Genomic DNA, 14,756 nt, shown 5'->3' with positions numbered 1-14,756 from the left:
TTGTAACAAAATAATTTTAGATATACGAATCGTCACAGGATTTCTATTTGTGAGCGGGTTCATGGTATGATAAGACAAAACTTTGAGGAGGGTATCAACCATGTCTAACATTTACGAAATATCCGTGCCGACAGCGAGCGGTGGGAGTAAATCATTAAGCGAATATAAGGGTAAGGTGCTGCTGATCGTGAACGTGGCTTCCAAATGCGGCTTTACACCGCAGTATGCAGGTCTTGAAAAGCTGAACCAACAGTGGAAGGATCAAGGGCTGGTTGTTCTGGGCGTGCCCTGCAACGATTTTGGCGGACAAGAGCCAGGAAGCTCGGAAGAAATCCAGGAGTTTTGCAGCTTGAACTACGGTGTCACCTTTGAAGTGCTGGGCAAAGTTGCTATTTTGGGTGAGGATAAGCACCCTTTATACGCGCTGCTAACGGAGCAGGCTGAGCAGCAGGGCGATGTCAAATGGAATTTTGAAAAGTTTTTAATTAGCAAAGAGGGCACAATTGCCGGGCGATTCTCAAGCCGTGTGGCACCTGAGGATACTGAGTTAACGGAAGCCATTGAGAAGCTGCTGTAATAACTTCTACATATTTGGATAACGAAGGATTGTGTGCATGCCGCATAATCCTTTTTTTCTACATGATTCGATTAATTTCGTCATCAATTTCCTTCATTTATGATATAATTGACGCTGAAAAGCTAAACTTTAAGTTTTGAGAGGGCTCGCATGACTTACTTCCACAGGGAAGCTCGTTGTAGTCTAACAATGAGAGGGTATTTTAGCGGAATCTGCTCATACAGCAGACTGGGGAGAAGGCAATCATGGACTATTTAGAATCATCGCTGCCACTTACGCAGCAGCCCCTATTCATGCTTAGCGGCGATGCTATCGTGCTTTTGGGTTCGAACGGTAAAATTATACAATTAAATGCAGAATGCAGCAGATTGCCGGGACTAAACTCGAAGGATTGGTTAGGTTGTACTTTTGAATCTCTTCTTGATAAGGAGAATGGACATACGTTTGCTACTCATTTTCAAGGTGCATTGCGAGGATTGGCAAGCAATCTGGAGGTTGAATTTCCTGAACGGGGCGGACAGGTTACGGAGCTGCAGCTGCGCTTAATCCCGGTTGACAGTGATGGACAGTTGTTTATATATGTAGTGCTCAAGGACGTAACAGACCAAAAGAGGGCACTGCAGCTCATCGAGCATATGGCTTATCATGACACATTGACAGGACTACCCAATCGCACCATGTTTCAAATCCAGTTGACACAAATGATTTCTGCTTCTTTGGGCAGTTCTGAGGAAGACCAGTTTGCGATTCTGCTGCTGGACTTGGAAAGGTTTCAAATGGTCAACGATTTGCTCGGCCCCAATTTGGCAGATTTGCTGCTTAAGCAGGTGGGTGAAAGGCTGCAGCTTCTAGTGGGATTCGATTGTACGGTAAGCCGATTAGGTAACCATGAATTTGCTGTTCTATTTTCCCGATTCGGAGATTCCGCAGAAATTGTGGAGAAAGCACGTTCGATTCATGAACAACTGATGGTTCCTTTTTTGGTGAGGGATCGGGAAATTGTGATTGTGGGGAGTATCGGATTGGCTTTTTACCCGCAAGATGGCACGGACATGAATGGACTTCTGCTGCATGCGGCCAATGTACAGGCAATGGAGAAGGAATATGGCGAGGGTGTTTACCGCCTTCAGCAAGGGGATTTTGGAGCCAACGCGCGGCTTCGCTTAGAGCTGGAGCACGATTTGCGCAAGGCGTTGGAGCGTGAAGAGTTTGAGTTATATTATCAACCACAGTATGACATACAGCGTAATGAGCTGATGGGTGCAGAGGCGTTGATCCGCTGGCATCATCCGAAACATGGGATGGTTTCACCTGCACAATTCATACCGCTTGCCGAGGAAACAGGCTTGATCGTACCGATTGGTGAATGGGTGCTTCGGACTGCATGTCGGCAAAATAAGCAGTGGCAAAGGGCAGGATTTCTGCATTTATCGATTTCCGTGAACTTATCGCTTCGTCAATTCCAGAAGCATAATCTGATCGGTGATATTACGCAAATTTTAAAAGAAACCGAGCTCGAATCCAAATTTCTGGAGCTGGAAATTACAGAGAGCATGGCGATGGACAACGTTGAGCGTGTGATTCGCAAATTAAATGAACTGAAGGACTTGGGTATCCGAATTTCGATGGACGATTTTGGGACCGGCTACAGCTCACTTCAATATTTACGCAGACTTCCCTTACATAAGCTAAAAATCGATCAATCGTTTATTCGCGATATTAATCATGATGCCGACAGTGCGGCAATTGTAAGTACGATTATAGCGATGGCCAACCATTTAAGGCTGGAGGTGGTCGCCGAAGGAGTGGAAACGGCACAGGATTTGCAATTTTTGCTGCTTCAGGACTGCCGCCACGCACAGGGATATCATTTTAGTAAACCGCTTCCTGCAATGGAATTCGAACGTTTGTTAAACGAAGGGGGGGAACTTCTGTCGCCTTTTTATGTGCAGCCTTGAAAATTTGCTCTTTTTCTTGAGTGTAAAAAGGACTATAATAAAGCGGACTTCTAAAAGTCCTGTTTTATTTATACAGCAATCCTAATGGCTAGGCTGACCGGAGTTCCGGAAGCTGAAATACGATGCAATGGGTTGGACTTATGAAGAAAGTTTTGCAAAAGCAAAACTCTAAGCAAATGCTTACGAAGATAGTTTTGCGAAAGCAAAACTCTAAGGAGGGATTTCCATGCAAACGATCGAACAGAAATATGAAGAGCTGGGTCGCATTTTACGCGAGATGGATCGGGTCGTCGTCGCTTTTTCCGGTGGCGTGGATAGTGCTTTTCTATTAAAAGCAGCTTTGGAGTTTTTAGGTCCTGAGCGTGTTTTGGCGATAACCGCAGATTCCGAAACGTATCCGGTTCGGGAGAAGGAAGAGGCCATTCTGCTGGCCAAGGAGCTTAATGCGCCGCATGAGGTTATTCATACAAGTGAGTTGGACATTCCTGGATATGCCGAGAATCCGACGAACCGTTGTTATTTTTGCAAAAATTCATTATTCGAGCATCTGATTCCGATTGCAGAGAAAAAAGGCTATCATCACGTTATATTTGGTGCAATTGCCGATGATTTGGGAGAACACCGCCCTGGACTTCAAGCTGCTCATGACCAAGGGGTGCGAGCGCCACTGCTGGAAGCGGGTATTAAAAAATCAGAAATCCGCCATCTATCCCGTCAATTTGGGCTGCGTACATGGGATAAGCCTTCATTTGCTTGCCTGTCTTCAAGAATACCTTACGGGGAAGCGATTACAGCTTTAAAGCTGTCGATGATTGACCAGGCTGAGGATTTCCTGATTCAACTTGGATTCCGTCAAGTGCGGGTCAGACAGCATGAAAATCTCGCTCGTATCGAAGTGCCTGCCGCAGATCTGCCCGAGGTGCTGGCCGTAGCTGAAACCGTACATGCCAAGCTGAAGGAAATCGGCTATGCCTACGTGACGATGGATTTAAAGGGCTACCGCTCAGGAAGCTTGAACGAAGTGTTAAGTCCCGATCAGCAATCCGTTCATGCAGAAACTGTATAGCTTAAGTAAAATGGATTCCATAAAACCACTACCTGGAGGAAAGAAAATGTCAGCGAAACCAAAAGTTCTTATCACGCAAAAAGTGCCGGAAACGGTTCAAAATTATTTGAACGAGCATTGTGACTGTACTTACTGGGACAAGGAAGGCACGATGCCTCGTGCTGAACTGCTGGAAAAGATTGCGGATGCAGAAGGTGTATTCCTCTCTGGAGGGGCTGTTGATACCGAACTGCTGGATCGTGCTCCTAAGCTGCGCGTAGTCAGCTCGTCTTCGGTTGGTTACAATCATTTTGATCTTGAGGCTATGAAGGCAAAAGGAGTACTTGGCACGCACACTCCATACGTTCTGGATGGAACTGTTGCGGATCTTGTGCTTGCGCTCATGCTGAGCGCAGGTAGAAGAATTGCGGAGCTTGATGCTTTTGTGAAGGCAGGTAAATGGCAAAAGGGTGCCGTAAAAGGTACGGAGCTGTTCGGAATGGATATTCATCATGCAACTGTTGGGATTATCGGTATGGGACGAATTGGTGAAGCGATTGCCAAGCGGGCTGTACACGGCTTTGATATGAATCTGTTGTATTATAGCCGCAGCCGCAAGCAGGATGTTGAGGACAAGTATGGCGCTCGCTACTGCTCCTTGAATGAGCTGCTGGTTGAGTCGGATTATGTAGTCATTATTACGCCTCTGACACCAGAGACCGAGCATATGATTGGTAAAGAGCAATTTAGTCTAATGAAGCCAACGGCGTTCTTCATTAATGCATCGCGTGGTGCAACGGTAGATGAGCAGGCTTTGATTGAAGCTTTGAACAACGGAACCATTCGTGGCGCAGGCCTTGATGTGTTCGATGTGGAGCCAACTCCGATTGACAATCCGCTGCTCAAAATGCCGAACGTCGTTACCTTGCCGCACATTGGCTCTGCTACAGACAAAACGCGTTACGATATGGCCATGCTGGCAGCGAAAAATCTCGTTGGTGCATTAACCGGCGGCGAAGCGTATGTTGTTCAGGAACTGCAAGGCGTAGGTAAAGTATAATCGTCATAGGAAGATAACACATCTGATCCATACAAAAAGCCCGTCCCGGCAGCCAAGCTGCTTGAGACGGGCTTTATTTACATAAAAAAAGGATGAATAGAGGACATGGGTGTGGGGTGGAGGGTTTACGGCCCGTCTTTGAAGTCGTGTTCCCACCTCCGAGTCTAATAAATGGAACACGACTTCAACAACGGCTGCAATCCCATACCCATGTCCTCGCCGACGCACCAACGTAGGGGTTTAGACAATCGCTCTCATCCTTAGAATTACATATGAAACGGGCTTATCTTAATACAAAATCACCTTGTATAGGATCAACTAAGGGTGAGGCCGTCCCATCATACCAAATTTGCAGCGAATGCAAGGCACGGGTGCAGCCCACATACAGCAGCTTGGCATCCTGCTCGGTAGCAGGATAATGAACATCATCCACATCAATGATCAATACCGCATCGAATTCGAGTCCTTTAGCCATAAAGGTCGGAACGATGGAAATACCACCTTCATAGTGCTGTTGACCCGCCGCGATCAGGTTGACCGACAGGCCAGCTGCATTAAGCTTCTTGTAGAGCGCTTCGCTGCGTGCCTCGGTACGAACGAGAATCGCCACGGTTGAAATTTCGCCGGTTTGCAGCTTCTGGACAGCAGTGATGATGGAGGCAATCAGCTTGGCTTCATCCACCCGAACAATTTGGACCGGGTCCCCGCTGCGGAACACGGGAATGGCCAAGGCTGCAGGCTGATCCAGACCGAGCTTTAATACCTCATTGGCAAAATATATGATTTCCATCGTAGATCGATAGCTGCGGTCCAATTGAAAATAAGCCGTTTTACCTTCTTCAAAAAGCGCCGTAAACTCATCCCATTTGCGAATCCCTTGATAGGCATGAATTCCTTGGGACAGGTCTCCCAAAATCGTAAACGATTGGTTGCGGGTATGCAGATTTAACAAAGCCACCTGAAAAGGTGAAAAATCCTGGGCTTCATCAATGACCGTGTGATCAAAGGTCAGATCCCCGTGGATACCTTGAAATTTGCTGCGAATGAAGAGTAATGCTGCCAAATCCTCCGGCTGAACACGCTTTTTCTTAAGGTGTGCTTCGGTGGAGGCAAGCAATTCCTTAGGTATTTCATTGTAAAGCTCAATGGACAAATAATCGGGCTTGCCAGCGGTTTGGAACAGCTCTTTATAGAACGTAAAGGGGGTATAGGCCGTCCAATGTTTGGCATAGTCGCGCAGCCGACTGGATGCCTTTTTCTTATAGTCCTTTTTCAGATGAACCTCCCATACCTTCTCAAGCTCCATTTCCTGCCACCGTTTAATGCGTGCCATCACACGCTCGCGTCTTTTCATTAAAGGGTCATGCTTGTATTCTACCTCATACCACTGACGCATCGTTTGCTTGCTCAGCTTCACACCGTCCCAAGGACTGTAATCTGCATGAGGAGCGGCAGAAGCTTCGAATTGCTCCAGTGATTGCTCCAGCCATTGCATGAACCTAATCGAGCCCTTCCAGCGGCCCGGAGCAGCGTCGTTCATTACAGGCCGGCCTGGCCCGGTTTGAAACCAGTAACGCAATTGCTCAGAGGTATCGATCAGCTTCACCTCATGCTCCAATAGCTCCAGCGCCCAGTCACTAAAGGTAGTTTGTTGAATATCGCCGACACCAAGCTCAGGAAGCACGCCTGAAATATAATCGAGGAACATGCGGTTAGGCGCGAAAATAATCATGCGTTCAGCACGAACCTGATCGCGGTATTGATACAGCAGGTAGGCGAGTCGGTGCAAAGCTACCGTTGTTTTACCGCTTCCAGCGACACCTTGTATGAGCAAAGCGCTGTTCTTGACAGCACGGATAATCGAATCCTGCTCGGACTGAATGGTGGAAACGATGTCGCGCAGCTTATTATCCTTGTTTTCTCCCAAACGGTAGAGCAGGAATTCATCGGTAACTGCCATGTTGTCGCCGTTTCGATCGAATGTATCGACTACCCGCTGGAGAATTTGTTTGCGAATGACAAGATTTCGTTTTAAAAACACAAGGCCTTCCACAAGACCATCAGGAGAATCGTATTGAGTAGCATCCAATCCTCCAGTGTACGAATAGAAAAGGGAAGCAACCGGAGCACGCCAATCGACGACCATCAGTTCCAGCGTCAAATCCTTCTCAACGCCAACCTTGCCAATATAAAGAGGGAGAGGCTCCTTGTGACCGCTTTCCTGAAAATCAAGCCTGCCAAAATAAGGTTCGCTCTGCGCAACAGCCAGATTACGACGTCGTGAATCACGGATCGAATCCAGCACTTGTTCGGTGTGATCATGCCCGGTATAGGGCGGAATGCTTGCCAGTTCCTGCAGCTGTCGGTCAATTTCGGTGAACGTGTCCGCCAACCGTTTCATTTCCTCGTCATACGCGTTTTGCATGCTGATTTCCAAGTGATAACCTCCGCTCATTCCGTTCGTATTGTGTTAGACAGGACGGATATCATATCACAATTCACCTCTATATTGCAATCATTGTATGAAATGTATAATACCTGTGAATATCCAGAGAACTGAATCATCCCAAAAAGCCTCGTGCCGCCGGATTGCCAACGAACGCGAAGCCTTTTGCATGACACTTATCATTAATGATGGAATCGCAAAGGCAGGCTTTCCACTCCATGAACGATAAATCCGCGTGCCGGCTGAAGCAAATCCTGATTGATCCGCTGCAGGTTCGGAAGCCGATCCATGATGACTCTAAGTGCGACCCTGGCCTCCAGACGTGCAAGCGGTGCGCCGAGACAGAAGTGGATACCATGGCCAAAAGCAATATGCGGATTTGGATTTCGCCTGATGTCGAACGTATGGGCATTCATAAATTTGTGTTCGTCACGGTTTGCCGATCCAATCCAGGCAACGACCCGGCTACCAGCAGCAATCGTTTGTCCACCAATCTCTAATTCCTCCTTGGCCGTACGAAACATCGCTTGAACAGGGGAACGATAACGAAGCACCTCTTCAATGGCAGAAGGAAGAAGCTGCGTGTCTTGGCGAAGCTGATCCCATTGCTCAGGATGCTCCAACAAGGTAAGAACGGCATTGCCGATCAAATTGGTAGTTGTTTCATTACCTGCGACAAGCAGCAGCGAACAAAAAGCTAAGATGTCATGCTCAGACAGCTGCTGCTGCTCCTCCTCAGCCAGCAGGAGAGCGCTGATCAGATCATCCTGAGGATGGATGCGGCGTTTGGCTATGATCTCACGGAAATAAGCATGCATCTCCATGAGTGCTTGCTGGGACTCGGGATTGACTTCTCCAACTACTGCATTGGCTGAGGCTACGACCTCATCGGACCAATGCTTGAACCGGTCGCGATCCTCGCTTGGAATTCCCAACAGCTCGGCTATGACGATAACCGGCAGCGGGTAAGAGAAGTCATGAATAAGGTCGATCTCACCTGATTGAATATATGGAGCAAGCAGCTCGTTGGCAATCTGCTCGATACGCGGCTCTAAGGCAGCAACCGCTTTAGGCGTAAAGGCACGGCTAACCAAAGAGCGAAGCATGGTATGCCTTGGAGGGTCGGTCGTAATTAGAGAAAAGCCATTGTTAGCCTGTGCAGACTTTTGAGCAGCAGTTTCAGCACTCGCTTCATTGCCGTGGCCGGAAGAGAAGCGTGCTTGATCGGACAGCACGGTGCGTACATCGTCATAGCCGAACACGGACCAGAACTTCATAGCTTCCATATATGCAACGGGCTGTCCTGCGCGCATTTGATCATACATGGGATAAGGATTTCTGAGCAGCTCCGGGGTTAATAAGATACTCACAAGTATGATACCTCCTCATTTTTTGTCACGAATGGCAAGTCTGGATTCTGGGTAATCACATAGCATTTGGAAAGGTGTTATTATTTCCCACCTATACCTGAGCTATACCTTTGTTTACCCGGAAATGGGCAAATCACGATGAAATTGTATGAAAGTTTTACGAACGATAGCTTTTTCGATATGATATTATCCATCTACTTTGACGAATTGGAGGCTGGGATCATATGAGAACCGAGGATCAAATTAAAAGAAAACGCAATGAGCTGGTTGTCCAGCTGAAGTCAGCAGAAGCTGATCTGGCAAATGTACTGCAAAGCAATCCCGAGAGCGAGGGGAAAATCGATAGGCTTCGTTCAAAGACTGAACAGCTGGAGTCCATGGTTATGATGCTCGAATGGGTACTGAATGAACCAAGCGGAGCTTATCATACTTAACCTCTGCAAGCTACAATAGGCCGATTCTTTAACCTGCTTACAGCTCTAATTTACATTCTGTTGATGATCTCGAGCAAATTTTACATAGTGATAATGTAAGCAGGCATTCTGTTAAATCTTTGATAGTTACAATTGAACATATGTCCACTTTATACATATGTTTGGCCAAAACTGTTGGAGGTGTTGAGTCAGAATGAAAACAAAGACTTTAAAGCTCATTACAAGTATTGCACTGACGGGAGGATTATTGGTTAACAGTCCCGAGCTGCTTCCGATTGGCGTTTCAACGGTACAGGCGGCAGAGCAAGCGGCGGCACCATCCGTGTACATCGCTCCAATTGATCGCGCGAAATTTATAGCAGGCGCCAAATTTGATTTCCGCGTCGAGCTGAACAATTTGACGACGATCCCGGGTTCCGTAAGCATCACGGTTAACGGCAAGGATGCCGAGCAGTTTTTTGGTAAGCCTTTTGTAAAAACAAATACAAGCAGCAGCCAGGAATTTACCATTCGTGATGTGATGATTAGCGAAGCAGGCACATATGAAGTGGCAGTAAAAGCAGATGGATTATCTAAAACCGTAAAATATGAGGTTGTATTGGCGGATAATGGTGGACAGAAGGCCAAGAATGTGATTTTGTTCATCGGTGACGGCATGGCATTTCCAGATATTACCATATCGAGAGTCATGTCCAAAGGGATGACCGAGGGTAAATATAACGGGTTGTTGGAAATGGATAAATTTGAACAGCGTGCCGTAGTTACCACCTCAGGGATGGATTCTATTGTTACAGATTCCGCGAACAGCGCAAGTGCTTATAATACAGGCCATAAATCGGCTGTAAACGGTCTTGGCATTTATCCGGATAACACAGAAAGCTCTCTGGATGATCCGAAGGTAGAGACGCTGGCTGAGATGCTGAAACGCAGCAAAAAAATGTCCGTAGGCGTGGTAACGACCTCCGAAATAGAAGATGCAACACCTGCTGCGGTTGTTTCCCATACACGCCGTCGTGCCGACAAGCCGGAAATCGCTGAAATGCTGTACAAGCTGCAGCCGGAAGTTATTTTGGGTGGAGGCTCTGCTTACTTCTTGCCTAAATCAACACCGGGCTCCAAGCGTAAGGATGATCAGGATTTATTCGATATGTTTGAGAAAAAAGGCTACACCATCGCTGAGAACGCAACTCAGCTAAAAGCTGCTAATTCACCAGACAAGCTGCTCGGCTTGTTCCATCCCTCAGATATGAGTGTGTATTACGACCGTTCGACGAACAATACAGCAGAATTGAAAAACTTTACGGATCAACCGAATCTTTGGGATATGACATCAAAGGCGATTGATGTACTGAGTAAAAACGAGAACGGCTTCTTCCTGATGGTAGAAGGTGCAAGCATCGATAAGCAGCTTCATCCGATGGATTGGGAACGTGCTGCCTATGATACGATTGAGATGGATAAGGCTATCGGCGTGGCCAAACGTTTTGCCGAAAAGAACGGTGATACGATGATTGTTATCACAGCAGATCATGCACACTCCGTCAGCTTATCTGGAACGTACTGGGAAGGTGACGGCAAATCAGGCAGAGAAGCTTTCCGCACGTATGAAGAATCCAAATTCCCGACCTATGTAGATGCTAACGGTGACGGCTTCCCGGACAGCCCGGATGTTGAACGCAAGCTTGGAGTCGTATTCGGAGCAGGTACCGACTACTATGAGGATTATAAATTTGATCCTATTCCAACCTCACCGGCTGTAAAAAATAAAGAAGGTCTTTATGTCGCCAACCCTGCCAAATTAGCCAACCCTGATGATCCGGAACGTGATCGCTTCTTGCGTAAAGGGACTCTTAACCCGACAATAGAAAGCACAGGCGTTCATTCCGCCGACGATGTTCCTTTAATGGCATATGGACCGGGCTCCAGCTATTTCAAAGGTACCATGGACAATACCGAGGTTTTCTTCGGACTGGCTAATGCATTAGGTGTTAATCTGACAGACGCTAAATCCGACGGTAAGAACTGGGTTCAGCTTTCTACTTTTGTTAATGTAATTGGCGGTACGGTTAAATACGAAGCCTCTACCAGAGAAATTACAGTAACGGTCAATGGAAGCAGCGTAATTCTTAACCTGGCTAGCGGTAAAGCGACTAAGGCGGGTAAAGAAGTATCGGTTGACTTTAAATTTAATAATGGCACGACTTATGTATCGACCAGTTCTATTCTGGAAGTACTTGCAAGCAAATAATTCAATACAAACTTAGCATGATCCGGAGGGGATTTGCATGTTACTGGACAGTAAATGCATGATCACCTTGGGTGCTTGTCTAGTGGGTATGACCCTACTTATTTCCGGATGCAATCAACCGGCTCCCCTACGTGATGGGGGGGCGGTTGATTTGTCTTTTCAGCAGACAGCCGTAGGAGCAGGGAAAACCAATCAGACGGGTTCTAACCAAGGCGATATGAATAAGAGTTCGAATACAGCGGAAACCGATGCTGCGCAAGCAGCAAGAGCAGAAGTGAACCAACCGAAAGCAGATACACAGACGAACCATTTAGAAGAAGCAAATAAACTAGATACAAATAAATCAGAATCCAATCAACCGGATTTGAAGCCATCAGAGGTCACAACCAAGCAGGAAAATAAGCCCGCTGTATCAGTGGCGGATGTCAATAAGTCAGTTTCACCTGAACCCAAGACGGCATCTGAGCAGCTGCCTGCTGTATCTGGGGAGTCGGGAAAGGACGTGCCAAGGACGGCACAAGCAGCGGCTGTGTCTACGCCAGCAGCAGTTGAGCCAGCAGCCGAACCCGTCAATCAACCTGCTCCTTCAGAGCCTGCAACTCAGCCTGCTTCAGTTCCATCCCAGCCGATGTCATCCGAGAAGACTCCTGCAGCAGAAAAGACCGCTGCCAATATCATAAAGGATGCAACCAAAGCAGCCACACTAACCTTCAAGGATTTATATTCAGATATGACCGTTCGGGGTGTAAAGTTCTCAGATAAGCTTACACAGCTTGCCAATAAAAAAGTGGAAATGACGGGATTTATGGCTCCTCCTTTAACCGCTAAGGTCAATTTTTTTGTGCTGACGCGTGTGGCCATGTCGATTTGTCCTTTCTGCTCAACGGACGCTGATTGGCCGATTGATATCGTCGTCGTGTCCATGCCGAAGGGAAAAGAGGTTATTCCAACAGAGCATCAGGTCAAGGTAACAGGGACTTTGAGTATTGGCTCTCAAACGGATGAAGCGACAGGTTTTGTAAGTCTGATTCGAATTATTGCTGATAAGGTAGAGGTGCTCAAATAATGCTGCTGCTTGAACATGTGGACAAAAGCTATATCATTCCGGGTAGGCAGCACGTTCCTGTCCTGCATATTCCGTACTTTCAGATGTCGCCACAGGAAAAAGTCGCATTGGTCGGTCCAAGCGGTTCTGGCAAAAGCACGCTGCTCCATATGATAGCCGGTATTCTGCGTCCAACTAGCGGTACCATTCGTCTGCTTGACAAGCAGCTGGACAGCTTAAGCGAATCAGAGCTGGATCGATTTCGGGCCAAGCATATCGGTTATGTCTTTCAAAGCTTTAATCTGCTGCCCGGGTTTACAGCAATGGAGAACGTGCTGGCAGCAATGCGATTCGGTCAAGTCATCCCGCCTAAGCTGCATAAGGAACGTGCCGCCGATATGCTCGCTCAGGTCGGATTGTCTCATCGGCTTCATCATAAATCGGGACAATTAAGCAACGGTGAGCAGCAGCGTGTTTCCATTGCCAGGGCATTGGTTAATAATCCGGCGCTAGTGCTGGCTGATGAGCCGACGGCCAGTCTTGACTATGCGAATGCGGAACAAGTAGCAGCTCTGCTGAATGACGCTTGTCGAAGTCATGGTGCTGCGCTGCTGCTATGCAGTCATGATCTTGAACTAGCAGGTACCATGGATCGAATCATAAATATACGCGAGCTTTCCCAAACGGCTGCAGAGAGGGCTGGATAAGATATGTCCTTACTACAAATGGCTTGGCGTAATTTGATTAACCGCCGTGTACAGACGTTGATAACAGCTATAGTTATTATAATCGGCGTATCGATGGCTTTAAGCATCATGATGCTCTCGGACGGCATCAAGCAGGGAATTGTCAAAGCCAGTGAACCATACGGGATGATCGTCGGTTCCAAAGGCAGCGCCAATCAGCTTGTATTCAACACGATTTTTCTGATGGATAATCCATTGGCCAACATCAGTCTGGATTATTATCGCTCGCTTGAAGCAGATCCAAGAGTGAATCAGGCGGTTCCTTTTGCGCTGGGGGATAATTATAAAGGCTTTCGAATCGTGGGTACTAGTGCTGAATTTTTCACTTTAAGAGGCAAACCGGCAGATCCGCCTTATTTTCATCTGGCAGCTGGCAGAATTTTCGACAAAGCCTTTGAAGCTGTAATTGGCTCCAAAGTTGCCGCAGAAACGGGTCTGACTATTGGCGATACATTTGTTTCCGGGCATGGTGTCGCGATGTCCAATGAACAGGATGAGCACAAGGAAAACCCTTATAAGGTCGTTGGTATATTAAACGGAGTATCAGCTCCATCCGACAAAGGCATCTATGTAACGATGGATAGCTACTGGGTCAGTCACGGACAGCATGGCCATGATGAGGATACAGAGGCAAGTCACGGTCCGGGCGAGGCGGCCAAAGCTGCTGCCCTCACAACAGCACCGGGCAAAGGACAAGCGGCACTATCCTGGACCACCAATCAGCTGGAAGCACCTCAGGGTGTCACGGCTGCACTGATCAAACCCAAAAGCTATATGGATTTGATGAAAATGTATCAGGAAATCAATCAGGGAGCCAGAGCACAGGCGGTTTTTCCCGGGCAGATTATTGCCAAAATCTTCGATATGATGGGCAGCGGAGAACAGGTATTGAAATATATCAGCTATGTCGTACTTGGGATGTCAGGTCTGACGATTGTACTGGCTTTGTATGGATCGACCATAGAAAGAAGACGCACCGTATCGATATTAAGGGCCATTGGCGCAAGTCGGAGATCGGTGCTGGCCATCGTTTTGCTGGAATGCGTGCTGATTGTCGCGCTTGGGTGCGTCGGAGGTATTGCTGGTGGTTATTTGTTAACGGTGGCTTTGTCCAGGTATATAGGCTCGCAAATATCGATTACCGTTATACCGATGTACAATTGGGAGCTGCTGAGTATCGTTGGAATCGTTGGGTGTATAGGGATACTCGCAGGGATTATGCCTGCTATGAGCGCCTATCGTATGGAGGCTGCACGGTATCTAAATTCACAATGATCATGGCTTTACAGCGTGCAGCATCATAGGAACATAAGGTTAACGAAGCAATTGCTTGAATTTGAGCTCTAGCTGCTTAGGGTCAGTGGTTCCGACAAGTCTGTCAACGATGATGCCGTTCCTGTCTACAAAATAAGTAGTGGGGATTGCAGCAATGTTGTAGGTTTCGGCAACCGCTGCTTTGGCGTCCAGTAAAACAGGGAAAGGTATGTGGTATTTATTGACAAAGGCTTGTGCGTCATCGACACGGTCCTTGGATGTGACATTAACAGCCAGAATCTCGATCTGATCCTTATACAGCTCATAAAGTCTGGAAAACTCAGGCGCCTCCGCCTGACAAGGCTCGCACCAGGAGGCCCAAAAGTTGATCAGCACAGGCTTGCCATGCAGCGAATCCAAGGAATAGGTTTGACCGTTTAAAGCTGTGAGCGTGAAGGCTGGGGCTGTGTAGCCTTTTTTGGGAAGCTGCTTATTTGTGGTTGTCAGCTGTTGAATAACGGTTAGCAGCGCGAGACACAGAACAACAGCAAGCACCCATTGTTTTTTCATGGA

General features: G+C 47.4%; 12 protein-coding genes. 9 read left to right on the top strand and 3 right to left on the bottom strand.

Annotated features, from left to right (window positions below):
* Positions 1–100: 100 nt before the first annotated feature.
* From NST47_RS22910 to NST47_RS22895, 4 genes are all read left to right on the top strand, one after another.
* Positions 101–577: a glutathione peroxidase gene (locus NST47_RS22910; protein ID WP_341157205.1), complete on the top strand. Its 477-nt coding sequence runs from the start codon at positions 101–103 to the stop codon at positions 575–577.
* Between the two features lie 245 nt (positions 578–822).
* On the top strand, positions 823–2,535 hold the full coding sequence (locus NST47_RS22905; protein ID WP_341157204.1) for a putative bifunctional diguanylate cyclase/phosphodiesterase: 1,713 nt from the start codon (positions 823–825) through the stop codon (positions 2,533–2,535).
* Positions 2,536–2,761: 226 nt separating this feature from the next.
* Positions 2,762–3,601 (top strand): ATP-dependent sacrificial sulfur transferase LarE, encoded by an 840-nt coding sequence (larE, locus tag NST47_RS22900; RefSeq protein WP_341157203.1) that lies wholly within the window; start codon positions 2,762–2,764, stop codon positions 3,599–3,601.
* Between the two features lie 46 nt (positions 3,602–3,647).
* Positions 3,648–4,640: a 2-hydroxyacid dehydrogenase gene (locus NST47_RS22895; protein WP_341157202.1), complete on the top strand. Its 993-nt coding sequence runs from the start codon at positions 3,648–3,650 to the stop codon at positions 4,638–4,640.
* Positions 4,641–4,923: 283 nt separating this feature from the next.
* Here the strand turns inward: NST47_RS22895 and NST47_RS22890 are convergent, their stop codons facing one another.
* Positions 4,924–7,077: a HelD family protein gene (locus tag NST47_RS22890; protein WP_341157201.1), complete on the bottom strand. Its 2,154-nt coding sequence runs from the start codon at positions 7,075–7,077 to the stop codon at positions 4,924–4,926.
* 191 nt (positions 7,078–7,268) lie between these two features.
* Positions 7,269–8,456, bottom strand: a complete 1,188-nt coding sequence (locus NST47_RS22885; protein ID WP_341157200.1) for a cytochrome P450 — start codon at positions 8,454–8,456, stop codon at positions 7,269–7,271.
* Between the two features lie 224 nt (positions 8,457–8,680).
* On the opposite strand from NST47_RS22885, the gene NST47_RS22880 reads away from it, so the two are divergent.
* The 5 genes from NST47_RS22880 to NST47_RS22860 all read left to right on the top strand — a co-directional run bounded on the left by NST47_RS22880 (position 8,681) and on the right by NST47_RS22860 (position 14,204).
* Positions 8,681–8,890, top strand: a complete 210-nt coding sequence (locus tag NST47_RS22880; RefSeq protein WP_341157199.1) for a hypothetical protein — start codon at positions 8,681–8,683, stop codon at positions 8,888–8,890.
* A 193-nt stretch (positions 8,891–9,083) separates the two neighbouring features.
* Positions 9,084–11,138, top strand: coding sequence for an alkaline phosphatase (locus tag NST47_RS22875; RefSeq protein WP_341157198.1), 2,055 nt, complete (start codon positions 9,084–9,086; stop codon positions 11,136–11,138).
* A gap of 37 nt (positions 11,139–11,175) precedes the next feature.
* On the top strand, positions 11,176–12,204 hold the full coding sequence (locus NST47_RS22870) for a hypothetical protein (RefSeq protein WP_341157197.1): 1,029 nt from the start codon (positions 11,176–11,178) through the stop codon (positions 12,202–12,204).
* Positions 12,204–12,890, top strand: coding sequence for an ABC transporter ATP-binding protein (locus tag NST47_RS22865; protein ID WP_341157196.1), 687 nt, complete (start codon positions 12,204–12,206; stop codon positions 12,888–12,890). Before NST47_RS22870 ends, NST47_RS22865 begins: the two co-directional genes overlap by 1 nt.
* A 3-nt stretch (positions 12,891–12,893) precedes the next feature.
* Positions 12,894–14,204 (top strand): ABC transporter permease, encoded by a 1,311-nt coding sequence (locus NST47_RS22860; protein ID WP_341157195.1) that lies wholly within the window; start codon positions 12,894–12,896, stop codon positions 14,202–14,204.
* Positions 14,205–14,243: 39 nt separating this feature from the next.
* Here NST47_RS22860 and NST47_RS22855 read toward each other — a convergent pair whose 3' ends face one another.
* Positions 14,244–14,753 carry a TlpA family protein disulfide reductase gene (locus tag NST47_RS22855; protein ID WP_341157194.1) on the bottom strand — a complete coding sequence of 170 codons (510 nt, stop codon included), beginning with the start codon at positions 14,751–14,753 and terminating at the stop codon, positions 14,244–14,246.
* Between the last annotated feature and the right edge of the window lie 3 nt (positions 14,754–14,756).

Source organism: Paenibacillus sp. FSL H8-0034 (assembly GCF_038000305.1).
Classification (GTDB): domain Bacteria; phylum Bacillota; class Bacilli; order Paenibacillales; family NBRC-103111; genus Paenibacillus_S.
The sequence above is the reverse complement of the archived record's forward strand: the minus strand, read 5'-3'. Positions and strand labels throughout refer to the sequence as shown.